General features: G+C 40.2%; 19 protein-coding genes. All 19 read right to left on the bottom strand.

Annotated features, from left to right (window positions below; translation table 11 throughout):
• Nucleotides 1-221: 221 nt before the first annotated feature.
• Nucleotides 222-1,457, bottom strand: a complete 1,236-nt coding sequence (locus AB5642_RS14410) for a tyrosine-type recombinase/integrase (protein WP_055282084.1) — start codon at nucleotides 1,455-1,457, stop codon at nucleotides 222-224.
• Nucleotides 1,458-1,492: 35 nt separating this feature from the next.
• Nucleotides 1,493-1,663 (bottom strand): hypothetical protein, encoded by a 171-nt coding sequence (locus tag AB5642_RS14405; RefSeq protein ID WP_172677201.1) that lies wholly within the window; start codon nucleotides 1,661-1,663, stop codon nucleotides 1,493-1,495.
• 90 nt (nucleotides 1,664-1,753) lie between these two features.
• A complete protein-coding gene (locus tag AB5642_RS14400; RefSeq protein WP_005609464.1) occupies nucleotides 1,754-1,963 on the bottom strand; it encodes a DUF6462 family protein in 210 nt (69 codons plus the stop codon).
• Nucleotides 1,964-2,053: 90 nt separating this feature from the next.
• Entirely contained in the window at nucleotides 2,054-2,422 is a 369-nt protein-coding gene (locus AB5642_RS14395; protein ID WP_015526702.1) for a hypothetical protein, read from the bottom strand.
• Between the two features lie 12 nt (nucleotides 2,423-2,434).
• The gene (locus AB5642_RS14390; RefSeq protein WP_055282085.1) at nucleotides 2,435-2,674 is read right to left on the bottom strand and encodes a hypothetical protein; all 240 of its coding nucleotides are present in this window, start codon (nucleotides 2,672-2,674) and stop codon (nucleotides 2,435-2,437) included.
• A 193-nt stretch (nucleotides 2,675-2,867) separates the two neighbouring features.
• Entirely contained in the window at nucleotides 2,868-4,742 is a 1,875-nt protein-coding gene (locus tag AB5642_RS14385; RefSeq protein ID WP_055282228.1) for an AAA family ATPase, read from the bottom strand.
• A 38-nt stretch (nucleotides 4,743-4,780) separates the two neighbouring features.
• Nucleotides 4,781-6,508: a MobQ family relaxase gene (gene mobQ, locus AB5642_RS14380; RefSeq protein WP_148872499.1), complete on the bottom strand. Its 1,728-nt coding sequence runs from the start codon at nucleotides 6,506-6,508 to the stop codon at nucleotides 4,781-4,783.
• A complete protein-coding gene (locus AB5642_RS14375) occupies nucleotides 6,508-6,873 on the bottom strand; it encodes a DUF3847 domain-containing protein (protein ID WP_055282090.1) in 366 nt (121 codons plus the stop codon). Before AB5642_RS14375 ends, mobQ begins: the two co-directional genes overlap by 1 nt.
• Before the next feature lie 336 nt (nucleotides 6,874-7,209).
• The gene (locus AB5642_RS14370; protein ID WP_148872501.1) at nucleotides 7,210-7,410 is read right to left on the bottom strand and encodes a helix-turn-helix transcriptional regulator; all 201 of its coding nucleotides are present in this window, start codon (nucleotides 7,408-7,410) and stop codon (nucleotides 7,210-7,212) included.
• A gap of 41 nt (nucleotides 7,411-7,451) precedes the next feature.
• On the bottom strand, nucleotides 7,452-7,862 hold the full coding sequence (locus tag AB5642_RS14365) for a single-stranded DNA-binding protein (RefSeq protein WP_148872503.1): 411 nt from the start codon (nucleotides 7,860-7,862) through the stop codon (nucleotides 7,452-7,454).
• Between the two features lie 692 nt (nucleotides 7,863-8,554).
• A complete protein-coding gene (locus AB5642_RS14360) occupies nucleotides 8,555-9,085 on the bottom strand; it encodes a type IIL restriction-modification enzyme MmeI (RefSeq protein WP_055282097.1) in 531 nt (176 codons plus the stop codon).
• Between the two features lie 171 nt (nucleotides 9,086-9,256).
• On the bottom strand, nucleotides 9,257-9,754 hold the full coding sequence (locus AB5642_RS14355; protein WP_055282100.1) for a hypothetical protein: 498 nt from the start codon (nucleotides 9,752-9,754) through the stop codon (nucleotides 9,257-9,259).
• A gap of 4 nt (nucleotides 9,755-9,758) precedes the next feature.
• A complete protein-coding gene (locus AB5642_RS14350) occupies nucleotides 9,759-10,805 on the bottom strand; it encodes a HAMP domain-containing sensor histidine kinase (RefSeq protein ID WP_055282102.1) in 1,047 nt (348 codons plus the stop codon).
• A complete protein-coding gene (locus tag AB5642_RS14345) occupies nucleotides 10,802-11,485 on the bottom strand; it encodes a response regulator transcription factor (RefSeq protein ID WP_226838039.1) in 684 nt (227 codons plus the stop codon). The genes AB5642_RS14350 and AB5642_RS14345 overlap by 4 nt, the downstream gene beginning before the upstream one ends.
• A 28-nt stretch (nucleotides 11,486-11,513) precedes the next feature.
• Complete coding sequence (locus AB5642_RS14340) at nucleotides 11,514-13,664, bottom strand: ABC transporter permease (RefSeq protein WP_055282104.1); 2,151 nt, start codon at nucleotides 13,662-13,664, stop codon at nucleotides 11,514-11,516.
• Nucleotides 13,654-14,436, bottom strand: a complete 783-nt coding sequence (locus AB5642_RS14335; protein WP_055282106.1) for an ABC transporter ATP-binding protein — start codon at nucleotides 14,434-14,436, stop codon at nucleotides 13,654-13,656. Before AB5642_RS14335 ends, AB5642_RS14340 begins: the two co-directional genes overlap by 11 nt.
• Nucleotides 14,437-14,748: 312 nt before the next feature.
• A complete protein-coding gene (locus tag AB5642_RS14330) occupies nucleotides 14,749-14,934 on the bottom strand; it encodes a hypothetical protein (protein WP_055282109.1) in 186 nt (61 codons plus the stop codon).
• A 31-nt stretch (nucleotides 14,935-14,965) separates the two neighbouring features.
• On the bottom strand, nucleotides 14,966-15,142 hold the full coding sequence (locus AB5642_RS14325) for a hypothetical protein (RefSeq protein WP_173697015.1): 177 nt from the start codon (nucleotides 15,140-15,142) through the stop codon (nucleotides 14,966-14,968).
• A 9-nt stretch (nucleotides 15,143-15,151) separates the two neighbouring features.
• On the bottom strand, nucleotides 15,152-15,472 hold a 321-nt coding region (locus tag AB5642_RS14320; RefSeq protein WP_368371704.1), incomplete at its 5' end, for a TnpV protein.

The following is a 15,472-nucleotide window of genomic DNA, read 5'->3' as shown; positions in this document are numbered from 1 at the left end:
ACTTACACCATTTTCGGATTTTACACCACCGAGGGTCTTCATTGTCGGGAATTTTTTTGATTTTTCTTCATTACCCTTCGTGATGCTTCGCTGTGCTATTTCTATTAAATTGTCTTCTCTTCATCACCATTCATGATGAATCATTGTCAAATCATATCTGTTGTCAATTTGATGTCATTTGGTTATTTCTGTTGTCAGATGAAAGGGTTCATAAGCCCTTCTTAAAATACATCCATTGTTGCAGCCAAATGTTCAAATGTTTCCTGTTTTTTCTCCTCTGTCGCTTCTGCATAGATATCCATAGTGGTCTGAATATCCTTATGCCCCATGATCGACTGGATTATTTTCAGGTTTGTTTCTCTTTCACAAAGCCTTGTGCAAAATGTGTGTCTCAAGCTGTGCGCTGAAAAATCCGGCAACAGCACCGGCTCCCGATGCTCTTTTTTTGCCTCTATTTCTTCTGTTGCGTTATAAGCAGATGAGATTCTCTTGATTGCTCGATTGACTGACTGGGCATTCATTATATTTCCATAACGGTTACAGAAAACAAAGCCTGTCATTCCGTCAATCTCTGCATCTGTCCAGCCATTTTCTTTCTGCTCTTCCCAGATCATTTCAAAAGCATCTTTCACTGTATCCAACATGGGAATCGTACGCATTCCGGCTTCTGTTTTCGGCGTCGAAATGTGATTTTCCGATGCCCGGTCTTCTCCTACCGGATAATACGTCAGATTATGATTGATGCTGATAATCCGCTTCTCGTAATCAATGTCTTCCCATCGAAGCCCTAAAACTTCTCCAATCCGGCACCCGGTTCCAAGAAAAATCGTAAAAATCGGCCACCAGTGAAAATAAATCGGATGCGCAGCAATATATTCCATAAATGCTCTCTGCTGTGGAATCGTCAGTGCATGTCTCACACCGGTCTTCATGCCTAAGTTTTTCTTTAATTCTGCCATGACTCCATCCGTAGGATTTTTTCTGATAATGTCATCCCTTACAGCCAGTTGAAAAGTTGGATGCAATAACGTATGAATGGTTTCCAATGTGTTAATCTTCAGTTCCTGCTTCTTGGTCAAATGATTATAGAACTGCACCACATCAGAATACTTAATCTCTGCTATATTCCGCTTTCCAAATGTATCCCGGATAAATCGGTCATACATATAAAGATAATTACTCTTGGTCGTTGGTTTCAGATTGTTTTTGAGACTCATGTAGCGGTCAAATACAAAATTTACTGTAGCCTTTCCGGCAACATAAATATCCAGACCGTCCATCTGGTCTTTCATGAGCTGTGCTTCTTTTTCTCGAAGCGTTACAAGGTCTTGTGCATAAACATACTTACGTCTTCCAAGGGGATCTGTATAAGTATATACATACCTCTCATCGGAACGTCTCTGTGATTCACCTTTCCGCAAGACTCTGCCTCGCAGATCTTTTCTTGTCTGTGCCATATAAAATCCTCCTTCAATAAAGGAAGGACTTCATGTTATTCAGGTCTGTTCAAAATTCTTTCCAGTCCCTGCAGGACAACTTCTGTCACAGTCATTTTGTGCTTTCCGGCATAATCGCAGATACGCTTATACATAGAATCTTCCACCCGGATACTCAATACTTTCTTTTTTACATTTTCCGACTTTGGTCTTCCTGTCTTCGCCATATCTGTTCTTATTCCTCCACATCTTCATTATAGTTTTCGTATGACAAAAAGTCAATCCCTGTTTTTCGTCCTTCCACAATTTTTTCTTCCCTACGCAATCCGGAATGTCTCCAGATACTTTTCAAATATCTCACAGTTTACAAGGGCAACCTTGTCAATCTTATACACTGCTTTGGCTTCTTTCGCCAGCTCCTGGAATTTCGTCAGCCCAATGCTGTAAAGCTCTGCCCCTTCCTGATAACGGACGAATTTCTTTGCTATTTTCTTTGTTTTCTCTACATCTTTACGTGCATATCCCATACACCGCACCTCCTTTTCTGCATGAAAAAAGCAGCTAACCTATTTTTCATAGACTAACTGCTCGTGTTAAGTTCCATATTCAGTTTTATTCTACAAATCCGACAGTGAAATTCGGTCGTATGCGCCATTTTTCTTATCTTCCGGGTGTGGCTCCAATCCAATAATTGTAATATCTTTCTGGTCTGGTCCATAAACCCAGTACATTCTCATTGCGCCACTGGTTTTATTTTCCAGATAAGATTGCCACACTTTCATTCCGTAACGTCTGGATAATGGCTCTATTTCATGGGTTTGAAGACTCGGATAACCCGGATCAGCCGACAACAGCTTTAAAGCCTTTCCCCATTTTTTATACAACTGTTCTTCCTTCTTTTTTATATTACCGGAACGATATTTCTCCTGCAGATCTAACCAAAGTTCCTGCATTTCAGGAATTCCCATTCGTATATTAAAATTCATCTCTCATTCCTTTTAAAAATCTGACAGGTCAATAGCCTGGGAAACATCGCCTCTTTTAAAATTGCTTACTGCACGATCCATATCTGCCAGAGTTCTGGCTGAAATGCACTCTGGCACTGCCAGTTCCCGAGGTTCCAGAATAATGCAGCCATTTCCATATTCTTTTACATTATAATACTGATAAGCAGCTCCTCTGAGAGTAATTCTTTTTTTGTTATCCAGATGGGCAACATAATCTTTCATTGCTTCCATTATCAACACCTCCTACGCAAGCATTTGTGTGGGAAATCCCACCTCTTATTATTATAATACGCTTTTCTATATTATCTGTCAATCTACTTTTACTTACTCCTGATACTTGAAAGTATTCATGCACCGGCAGACGGCAGGTGGCAGATAGGGTATCTATAAAAATCTGTATTTGCTTCGATGACTCTGCCACCCATCATTCTTTTAATCGAATACTATTCTCCTGCTTTTCATTTACTTGGTACTCCAACTCATTCTTCATTCGGCTTCTCACATCACGCATTGTCCTCCCGGATATTCCCTGCTCCTTTGCCTTTTCGTCTAATTCCCTGATTGAAATTTCTTTTTTATCAGCAAGCAGTTCCCTGATCAATTTTCTCCCTCGCTCCAGCTTTGTTTCTGTTGCTTTTCCTTCTTTTCCATCTAACAATTCATCTGCGGAAATCTCATAAGCTCCCACCCATCGAAATCCTTCTTCGTCTCCCAGTTTAAATGCCATTGTCTCCCCTGGTGGCGCTAGCGAGCTTTTTTCATGAATCAACACCCTTGTGGTTGGATCTTTTCTTACTTTTCCGATGAAAATCAAGCTTCGCACTGCTGCCATAATATCAATAGAACCAAGTCCTCGATAAGTGCTCTGTGTTCCGGAAGATTTATTCAGATGTCCGATCAGCACAATGGCACATCCGGTCTTCTCGGCAATCATTCCCAGTTTTCGGAACACCGGACGCACTTCATTTGCCCGGTTCATATCCACATCTGCTCCAATAAATGCCTGTACCGGATCAATGATTACAAGCCGCACTCGATTCTGTCTGACTGCTTTTTCAATTCGATCATCAGATAGGGTTAATGCTTCTTCCGTATCATCAATTACCATAACCCGGCTCAGATCTGCTCCTGCTTCTATCAGTCTTGGCTTGATAGTGTCACCCATACCGTCCTCTGCTGTCTGATAAATTACATTGAACGGTTCAATATCTTCCATATTAGGAAATAACTTTCGATTGGTACAAGCTGCCGTCAGCATCATTGCAAAATAAGTTTTTCCTTCTCCCGGATTGCCCTGAATGATTGTCAGTTTTCCAAATGGAATATAAGGAAACCACAACCACTCCACACTGGTCTGCTTAATATCTTCATAACATAACATCGGCACCAGTTCTTCTGCTTCTGGTACTTTTATTGTGATTGTTTCTGCGATTGCTTTCTTTCTGTCAGTATTTTTATCACAGAGGATTTCATTCCAGTCTTTTCGCGATGGTTTCAGACGAATTACACTGTATCCTTCTGAGATTTCTCCTGCCAGTTTCTCACAAGCCTCATTCCCTGCCTGGTCATTATCCAGGCACAGGAAAACAGAAGTAATCTGAGGGCGTTCAGAAAGAAAGGTCATCAGTGCCACACTGGAGACTCCACCCAGACTCAGGTAGCTGCGTTTCTTCCAGTCTTTGGGAAACAACTGAATAAAAGAGAGCAGATCAATGGCTGCTTCAAACACAAACAACTGATTATCCGTTCCTCTGTGGCAAAATCCAAAAGCTTTATCAGAACCGGCTACATCTCCACGATATTTCATTTCACCAGTTCCACGGCAATGTGCATATCTTGGAATACCATCTGCATCTCTGCCGATAAATACAACATTATGATGCTTCTTTTCTTCGTAAATATCTCCTCTGACAATCCATTCCATCACCAGATTTTTCTCAAGCTCTCTGCTTTCTGTCAGATACTTTACAATCATTTCATTATCTTTATTTTTCTCCGGTAATCGGAAGTCTTTTGACGGGGCGGGGCAGGACTTCTGCCTGCCTTCGCCTTCTTCCCCGATCAGCATTTTCACTGCTTCCGGGAATGTTGCATAATAAAATTCCATTACAAAATCTACCGGATAACCTCCTTTACTCTGACTATGCCGATACCATCGGTTTCCGGATATCGTTACACTGTCATGCTTTTTCCAACGGTATTCTCTGCCACTTTTTACCAACTGTTCTCCCTGTTCGTTCAGGAAAGAAACAAGATCGGTCTGGTTTGCTCTTGCAATCTGTTCTTCTGTATACTGCATTTTCATCATCCTTTCCTATCTGTCCTGTTGACAGACTGTTATAAACTCATCTCATGGTTCCGTTTTTCCCTCACTGCCTGTTGTTTTGCATCACGCTCTGCACACTCTTTCTTCTTTTCATCCAATTTTCTCAGAAGAGAAGTCTTCTTTTCTGGCTTCTTCTCCTGCTGATTCACCGGCTGTTGCTCTGCTTTACCGCTTTCTTCAAAAATATCTTCCGTCTGAGCTGCGTGAAATGCTGGGAACTTTGTCTGCTTCTCGCTTTTTTCTTCTGAACGCCCGGAAGTATCTGCTTCTGCCATTTCCCGGTCACGTCTGGCAATATCTGCACAGGTCTGTACTTTTTTCACAAAAGCCAACTCATCTTGATATGGCTGCTTATCTGCTTTCAGCTCTTCGATCGCTGTCCGGAGTTCTTCTTTTTCCCGTTTCCATCTGGCAGTTGGCACTTTTCCATTTTTATCCAGATGCTGTTTCAGCTCCCGTTCACATTTGCGATAGTAATTGATTTCTTTCTTATGCTGCTGGTAATATTTCTCCCTTCTTTTCTGAAAATAGAAACGGTTATATTCATCAATCAATGGCTGGTTTATCTTTATTACTTCTGCCATCTTTTGTAGATTTTCCAGTTTCTTTAACTGATCTCGCTTTTCGGAAATCTCTTTTTTACTGACTGATACAACACCATTCAGTTCATCAATCCGTTCCTTCAAGTCATCCATTGTCTCTATCTGATGTGTCTGAAGATAATTGATAGACTTTGCAAACTCCTGTAAGTTGGAGAGATTCTTCCCTCTCCGTTTCATCTCCGCATAGAAATTTGGGAGCGGTAGTCTGCCCTGTGTCTTTTTATCATAATAATCTTGCAGGCTTTCCAGAAGTGTAGGGTTCTGTCTGCGATCCAGTTCTACCTTCATTTCTTCATAAGCTGTCTTCATCCACTGAATGGATTCTTTCAAAGAAATAAACATCTGATTGAACTGTCGAATAGCTCTGTTCAGTTCCCCGATGATTGTTTTAATCCCCTTTTTCTCCATCGCCCGAACTTCATATCCCTCATGTATGGTCGGAATCAAGTCAATTCCCTGCTCTTTGTAAGAACGGTGATCAATTCTGGCTGCCATGTGGCACTCCCGGAATTTTTCATTTACTTTCTCCGTCCACGCTCTTCTCCATTCCTTTAAAAGCTCCGGATCATTCCACCCGGTAGTGGAAACAGCATTGAATATATCCTTCCCTTTAGCATCTTTTATCCGGTTTCCATCTTCATCCAGAACATATTCCCGTTTCTGCTTGTTGCCCCATCTTCCATCTTCTGTAAAAGGACGGATTGGAGCAAGTACATGAAAATGTGGATTATCTGGTTCATCCTCATTCTTTGATTTTCCCTCATGAACTGCCAGATCTACAATCATGCCATGTGCTACGAACTGCTCCCGGCAAAACGCTCTTGCCAGTTCTATATTTTCATCTAGCGTCAGTTCATTTTGCAAAGCAATATCAAAAGAATAAGCTAACTGTGCCCGTTTACTTTTCTCCACCTTTTCTACCTCATTCCAGAGTGTTTCCCGATCAGTCAGACGTTCCGGCACATATTCCGGCGTCAGAATTTCTGTGAAAACTACTCCAGACTTTTTTGTATAGTCATGCGTCTGTCCATAATAATCGTTATAAAGCTTCTGCCCCGAAATATACGCTGCGGAATTAACCACTGTCTGACCTTTTCCTCTGGACACCTGCTTTACCGAAAAATGATACAATGCCATTAACTGTCATCTCCTTTTTCTGCTCTTTCAACTGCTTCTGCAATCTGCTGTTGCTCTTTGTGTAAGGCTGCTATGTAAACCTGTCGCACAATACTCTTGTTGTAACTACTGTTCTGCAACTGTTCCATAACATCCTGAACTTCTTCCTGTTCCAAATCTCTGGATAATGGAAATGCTTTTTCAAACTCTGCTCCTTTAACGATCAATCTGTGGGAACGTTCCTTTCGCTCCACTATCCTTTTCCTCTGTTCAAGAATATTTTTATTGTGGATCGCATGTTCCAGTTCCTTTTTACTTTTTTCCATGTTGGCTCTCAGTTCTTCCAATGACATGGATTCATATTTCGGATTTTTTGCTCTGCTCACTTTCCTGTCCTCCTTTTTCTGTAAACAAAAAGAACCGGTCTTCTCATAAATGCCGATTCCTGGATATAAAAAACAGAGGTCGTTGTTTCACAATAAAGAAATACTGACCTCCGCAATTTTAAAATAGATTAGTTATTACAATAGGATAGGCTTCTTGCCGCAAGGGGAAATTATCCCCTTGTACGAAATCTATGATTTCGCTATATTCCCGGATTGAAATTCTTCAAAGTCAGGAATGGCACCGCAGGTCGCACGATACAGGCAGATGTAATTGCCTGTATAGAAGTGCGCTCTTAGCTTTGCTAAGAGAATTATGCCGTATCCGGCTTGCTATCTTTAATCTATAAATTCCATCATCTCGTCAATAGTACAATCCATTTTCTTACAAATTTTCTCGACTGTTTCCATTGATACATATTGATTTTTTCCCATCCGGGCAAGGATATTTGCACTAATCCCGGTGAGGTGTTGCATTTCTATTCGCTTCATATTTTTATCAATGAGCTGTTTCCACAATCTGTTATAACTTACACTCATAAATAACCTCCACATTTTTATTAGACAGATTTCTGCTTTTATTAGTCAAACGGATTTTCTCCATCCTTCGCTTCCATAAATCCGTCTTTATCTGTTTTCGGAGTTTCTGATGAATCTGCTCCAGCACCGCTGTCCTTGTTCTGGGCAAATTCATGTTCTTCCACAATCACATCTGTGGTATAAATCGTCTTTCCATCCTTATCCTTATAACTGCCAGTGCTGATGCGACCACCGATCACAATCCGCATTCCCTTGTGAAGATATTTCTGTGCAAACTCTGCACTCTTACCAAATGTTACACACGAAATAAAATCCGCTTCCTGTTCACCATCACGTTTATATTTTCTGTTCACTGCCAGTGTATATCTTGCTACTGCCATATCATTATCTTTTCCGGCATATTTGATCTCCGGATTCTTTGTCAGTCTTCCCATTAAAATCACTCTATTCATAGTTTTTACGTCCTTTCCGGGCATGATACCCTTTAATCATTGTTATTAGTTACTTGTTGCATCAGCGGTCTATTGTGCGTTTCCCTGTCACCTGCAGCCGTCTCAGACTGCCTCTGCCTGCATACACAGGTCACTGATCATAAGGCTTTGATCAACCGCCCATCATCGGGAGTGTCATTATGATTCCGCTTGCTTTCAGAAAAAGAAAGGTCATGGCAGAACTCCTGGTAGGCTTTCAGGGTGCACTTATCAATTGTCAAGGTTCAACAAAGGAACATTCCAAAACGTCCTCTAATTACTAAAGTCAAATGACTTTGCAAGATGCAAAAGATTCGTGATATTTTTTTACATTTTTATCATTTTTTCTTTTACTTTCGTTAGTCCCTTCATATACTCTGTATTGGGAGCGACAAAATCGGACATGATTTTGGGAAATTTTGAAAAATAATTATTCCTCTACCTATAAAGCGTTGGAAATGGTATTTACCAACCCCTTTTTGCAAGTTTTTTGTACATAAATGAAATACTTCTTCGCTAGTTGCATATTCCAGAGAACGTGAGGACATGGATTTTCTTGAAAAATCATTTTTCCACTAATCACATGTGGCAGAATGTATAAAGTCAGATGATTTTGAAAAAAAGCAAAAAAATAGGCACTAACCACTTATGGTTAATGCCCTTTGGGGTAATCATTATTTTTCTTTTGTCAATTTCTGATACATTCTCATTAATTCAGCAACACAGTCTGCTTCTGACATTTTAATGCTAAATCCATAAGCATGCATCACTGCTCTGTTATTTGCTTTATGTGCTTTCAGTAATTCTGTTGGCATTGTCAAAGGATCATAAAGATCTGCAAGATTGCTATCTGTATAAAGTGCTCTAGCATTCAAGATAGCCTGTGCCGTTTTTCTTATCTTTTCCTTTTGATCATTTGTTGGAGAAGGCCAAGGGAAATTATTATAAACAATCATATTAGAATAACTATAATCACTCTTTAGTCGACCACATACTGCTCTGGTCCATGCCATATGAACATTGGACATTAGTATTCCAAACTCGTAACTTGTGGCTGACGGCATTGTAAAAAGTTTATCGCCTGGAATTATTTCTCCTTCAAGATAATCCATCGGAATATATCTTCTGTTTTGCGAAGACACCTTTGGTATTGCAATATATGGCGAATACTGTGCAAGTTCTTTCCGTTGTCTTTCATCAAGCAAAAGTATCAACTTTTCTCCAATCTCTCTGCCGGATTCAGATATATCAAATACAGCTAATTTCTCATATTTTCATCTCACAATTAACCCTATATATTTGCTGTGCGACGTTTTTTTTTCTTTTGCCGTCGAGTGGCAGATGTTTTATACTATGTCACTTTCATAAAGTTCTCTTTATCCTTTATTACTTTTCTGTTTTGTCTGATTTAAAAGCAAGATAACCAAAACAGAAATAGCTATACTGCATAGAATGTATGTCCAATTCAAATATGATAGATTGATTAAATTCTGTGCTGATTGATTTTTAATGAAGTTTGTGTATGATGCGTTACTCTTAATCGCTTCCATAACTCCTAAAACATTTATCGGGCTTAAATTGTATAAGTACGCACCAAATAAATATATCGCTATTTTTTCAACAATGGACGGTATTAAAATAGCCGATGCAGAAAGCCATAATGGACATTGCTTGTGGGATTTCTGTAAATATACTGCCCCCAAAAGATATGGCAATACCGCAAGGCAACAGCCCAAAATGACAATATTCTGATGAAGCCCAAAGAGGGCGAAGAATACACGGATAAAAAGATATGTTCCAAATATAATCAACCAATCAATGAGCAAGCCTTTTATTGGTGTGCGCTCTTTTATTGTTTCGTTTTGTAACTGCATTTCATTACCTCCCAAATGGACGCTCCACTTTCGGGAACGTCAAGGTTACAGTTGTTCCACCGCAAGAATTGTTTTTTAGCTCCACCGTGATAGACAGGTCAGTTGCCATTTTCTGAACAAGGTATAACCCCATACCCGTAGAACGACTAAGGTAACTGCCCGTATCTCCAGTAAACCCCTTGTCGAAAACAAAAGGTAAGTCAGACAACGGTATGCTTGTGCCGTTGTCTTTCATAGATAAAGAAATCTGTTCATTATCCGCACTATCAGCAATGGAAAAGAGAAGTCGAGGAGCAGGATTGTTCCCCGTATATTTCACACTATTGCTGATTATCTGTCCTAAAATGAACATCAAACCTTTTTTGTCAGAAATCACTTGAGCATCGTTTTCGGTATATTCAACAGAAAATCCAGCTTCTTCAAGAAGCGTTAAATTATCTTCAACTGCTTCACGACAAATTTCAAGAATTGAAAGCGGCTCAAAAAAGTAATCCTTATGAGTAGCCCCAAGCCTTGAAAAGTATAGAATTTGTTCTATATCCTGTCGGGTATGGTCGCGTACATACAGCATACGGGTATGAACCAAAGGGGACATTTCATCTTTTCGATTGTCCAGTAGCAAGGTCATAAGGGATAGCGGCTTTTTGATTTCATGTACCCAATTTTCAATGTAGTGTTGATAATCTGTAACTGTAATTTTCTGTTCGTTGATATATTCCTGCTGCGTCCTCAAATGCTGCCCCAATTCACAGATATAAGGGCGTAATACTGCGGGAACAGCTTCACACAGTAAGTATTCGTTGGTATCGTCTGGCTCCAATAGGAAACGCCGAAAAATAGCGTCTGTCTTGTTGCGTTTTCTGATTGATATAGCAAGCGGGATAGCAAGTGTGGCAAATGATACGAAAATGATCAATGCAACATAATTGATAAAATAATCTGGATTAGCCAGCCAGGCAAGGAATATAAAGAATACGTCCAAACAGGCAAGTGTGATAATCCATACACGATTAGAGGAAATATAGGTTAAAAATATTTTTAGCTTCTTCATAATCGCACCTGCTCTTTCAAGCGGTAGCCTTGTCCGCGTACTGTTTCTATCCGTTCTTCAAGACCAAATTCACGGAGCGTTTTCCTCAATCGCGTAAAAGTTACTTGCAGCGCATTTTCGTCAATGCATTCTTCCGTTCCCCAAAGCACGTTGCACAGCTCATGTTTGGTAACAAGATTAGGGCTTTTCTTCAAAAGCGCAAGCAATATTTTTCCCTCATTGGGTGGCATGAGGGAAGAACTCTTCCCCACATAAATTGTAAAGGTGTTTGGGTCAAGTAAAAATCCGTTCCCGTCCAGTAAGCCTTGCCGTATCTGTTCCTCTTTGCGTCGTAATAAATTTTTAATGCGGGCAAGCAGGCGCTCTATATTACACGGCTTTGTTAAGTAGTCATCAGCTCCCAATCCTAATGCGTGAAGTTCGTCCTGCAATTTATCTCTTGCTGTCAATACCAACACTGTTCCAAGCTGCTTTGCTTTTAATTCTTTGCAGATTTCAAAGCCGGAATGAAATGGAAGATTTATGTCGAGTAAAACCAAATCGGGGGAATACTCTGTAATTTCCGGTATTGCGTTTTCAAAATCAAATAACGAGGCTGTTTCATACCCCGACTTTCTCAATAAATCCGTCAGTTCTTCCCGCATATAAACATCATCTTCAACTACCATAATTCGTGCCAATACGACCACCTCCTTTCACGTAAGCCTGTTATGAATTAGGCTTGTAATTTATTTTTCCGATTTCCCGTGTAGCTGTCCGCGCAACAGCCACACCGTAAATTGCCATAATAAGAACGACAGTAAATGCCATAATAATCAACAACGGATAAGATTGCCCGATCCTTGTGCTGTCAGAGTATAAATGCTGCTGCATTGCATAAAGACCAACCGTACCACTTATACAAGCCAACATTAGGGGGAGTAGAAAATACCATAAAACTTGTTTATAAATTGACCGTTTTATCTGTTCTCGCCTCGCACCCAAAATTGAGAGTGTCAAATATCTTGATTTTGTCGATTGCATTTGTGTTAAGAATTGCAAAGCAAGCAATGCACACGCGATAATCAATAGCATAAAGCCCATATATAAAGTCATGTAACTCCCGGAGATAAGATAAAATAGTTGCCGCCCGAAATTATCAAGATAGCTTTCGTAATACAGACCGGACGGCTTCAGCAAATCGCGTGCTTCCATAACGGACAGCATCAGTCCGTTTGCTTCTACAATCTCATTCGGAATACAGAAATTCCAATATACAGAACAGGTGTCCGGGTCTACATAGTTATGATATATCTCGTCGGAAACAATCAATGCGGTTACAATTTTAACATTTTCATCAGCAGTAAGTCCTTTCATCGGTACAGACGGAACAAGTGTAACTGACTTTTTGTCAATGGAAATCAACGCATTACCGCTTGTCTGTGCGTTCTCTGCAATCCTGTCTAACAGAGCAACGGTATCTTCCTGTTCATCTTCTAAAAAGTCCGGGTTGAGGTAAAAAACAGCTTCGTCATTTTCAAGATTTATTTGCTTTTCTCCTGCGGCTTCCAACAGGCGATTATATGATGAAACTGGGAGCATATAAGGAGAAACACTCCCCGTATCAATAAATCCAAGCAGATTAAGGGCTGCGGGTTGATGTGAACCAAATTCGTAACTGGCAGCTTCTTGTGTCGCAGGGTCTATTACACCCTCTGGCAAGTTTTGAACAATCTCTTTTCTTAATACAGACCAGTCAACAAAGGATTTCATTTCCCCGGAAGCAGGACGTTTCATGTTCCCTGTTTCCATACGGTTAAGATTAGCTACATAAACTCGCATTTGGTCGTCGGAAAGGTATTGCTCAACATTCTGTTCTTCGCCCATTACTGTAAAATCATAAACAGCAGAAGTTCTTGTTAATTCATTCCCATGCGACATAATAGTTGCAGAACCATTTGCAATAAACATAATGGTAAGCATCATCAGAATAGACGCAACACTAATTGAAATATATTTATAAACAACATTCTCGTGAAGCTGTCGCAAAGTAAATACATAAAGTCCATTTGTCGCTTTCCGTTTGTTAGAAGCAGCTACTATACTTAAAAGCCGGGCAATGCCTCGGATAAAAAGAATTGTTCCAACAATTCCAAGCAGGACAGCAACAAGCAGCATTACACCACCGCCAGTCATGAAGTGTTCTATGACAACCCAGTATGCAACAAGTAAAACTGCCGTACCAATTACAAGGGATAGCAAACTTCCGTGTGTGCTGCCCGTGTGTTGTTTTTTTCCCATTTCTCCATAAAGCAGTTGGTGGACTTCTTTCTTAAACAATTTTCCGCATAGTATAAACAACGCCACACATTGGATGATTAAAAATCCCAATATCGTAAAGAAAACTGCGCTTAATGAAAAACTTGATTGATGTGCAATAACACCGTGTCCGACTAAACGTGCCGTTGCAAGGCTGATAACTTCGGATAGAAAACCACCGCAGATAAGTCCACCCAAGAGGGCGACAAGTGAAGTGATAAGCCCCTCCGTCATAATTTGCGTAAATAATCGGGTCTTTGTCATACCAAACATCAAATATAATCCTAGTTCCCGGCTGCGACATTCGAGCTGATACTTATTTGCAAATACTACAAGGAAAAATACAAATAATAATGCACAAACATAGACAGTAGGTAAAAGGTTTGTAAGCAGCCGTTCCACGGCATCGCTTTCAAGGCTGCTTAAAAAGCGTATAACGTCCTGCGCTCCGAGAGAAAGCACAATGTAAAATGCCGCTACCGCCGTTACCATTGTCAGAAAGTAAATCAGATTTTCATTGCGGCTACGTTTGGAATTTCTCCATGCAAGGTTAAAGAACATTTGCGCTCCCTCCTCCCATTTGCGCCATTACCTGTAATATGCGCGCATAAAATTCTTCCCGTGTTTCTGTCGGAACTTTGCGACGCAATTCATGGAAAATAACGCCGTCCTGTATGAACAAAATGCGGGAACAGAAACTTGCTGCGTTAGGGTCATGCGTAACCATTAAAATGGTACGTCCTTGCACTTGGTTGACTTCCTGTAATTTTTCCATAAGCAACCGTGCAGCTTTTGTGTCTAATGCGCCTGTCGGCTCATCAGCCAAAATAATATCTGGATTAGAAATCAAACTACGGGCTGCGGCTACACGCTGCTTTTGACCGCCGGACATTTGCGCCGGAAACTTTGAAAGAACATCAGTAATTCCAAGAAATCCGGCTATATCATTTAGGTGCTTTTCGGCTATGGAACTATCTATATTGTGAATGGATAAGGGCAACAGAATATTTTCTCTGCCTGTCAAATTATCAAGCAAAGCAAAGTCTTGAAACAGATAACCAATTCTATTTCCACGGTATTCCGCTAACTTAGCACCGTCAAAGGCACTTATATTCGCCCCGGAGAGCAAAATTTGTCCAGAGGTAGGTTTAATGACCGTAGCAATACAATTTAATAATGTTGTTTTCCCGGAACCGCTGGCTCCCATAATTCCCAAATATTCGCCACTTAGAACATCAAAGGTAATTCCGTTTAGTGCTTTTGTGGGAACGCCCTCTTTGGAATATGCTTTGTGCAGGTCGCGTACTTCTAAAAGTTTTTTTGTATAATCCATTCTTAACACCTCTTTTTTGTTCATACTTTTTTACAATTAAAATTTTACTACACAAAGCATAAATACACCACTTACATTTGATGTAAGGTTCCTTTGTTTGAATTTCACCGCTATTCTTTATGCTGCTTTTCATCTGTCACCAGACATTCTATCTTCTACAAAATATTCACTATATATCATAGTCGGTTGACCGAGTAATAACAACACACTATTTACCATCTATCATATTTATCCGCATTAAAAAAGGACGCAGGATTTCTCCCACGTCCTCACATCTATCTGGCTTTATCTTCTCTTACTTTCGGTGCTTCCTTATGTGCCGCTTCCTGCTTCCACCGGATCATATGGTTGGTTATGATAAGTTTCAAATAATCTTCCCCACTCAATCCCACGCATTTCACTTTCCACATCACTAAATACACCAGAAATCCAGTCTATCACACTTGTAAAATATGTTTTCAATTCCTGTATGTCTGTATCATGACGGTGCTGGCTCATATATGCTTCAACATCTTCATCTACCCCTTCACTATTTTAAATATCTTCGGTAACTATCCAGAACTGAATCTGTAACACCGCTTTTATAGATTTTACGGATATCAACAATCTGTTCATCTTTCAGAAGTTTCAACCAATCCAGTAAATCTTTTCTGCTGTTTGCGAAATTGCAACATTTTCCATCAGCATATTCAATCCTGTATCTCATACGCTCCTCCTATACATATACCAATTCACTCAATACAATTTCCTGCACACGATTCTCGACATTATTACACTGTCGCACCCACTCCATAGGATTACATGCTTTTAATTCCTCTGTAACTCCCTCCGCACTTCGTATTTGTGCCTCAATCAATTCATACCGTTCCTGTGCCTGTTCATTCAGATCTGCCAGATAGCTGTCCAATTTCCCAGTCAACAGAAGATAAGAATACATACCTGATTTATAGTTTTTCATATATTCTTTTCGAAGCATTCCCCAGTACCCAATCGGTCTGGTTTCTTCCGGTAATGATAGCACTGGCAGGTAATAATC

The sequence above is a fragment of the Ruminococcus sp. 1001136sp1_2201st1_G3_2201SCRN_220225 genome, assembly GCF_040924365.1.
Taxonomy (GTDB): Bacteria; Bacillota; Clostridia; order Lachnospirales; family Lachnospiraceae; genus Blautia_A; species Blautia_A faecis.
Note: the sequence above shows the minus strand (reverse complement) of the source record. Positions and strands in the feature narration are given on the sequence as shown.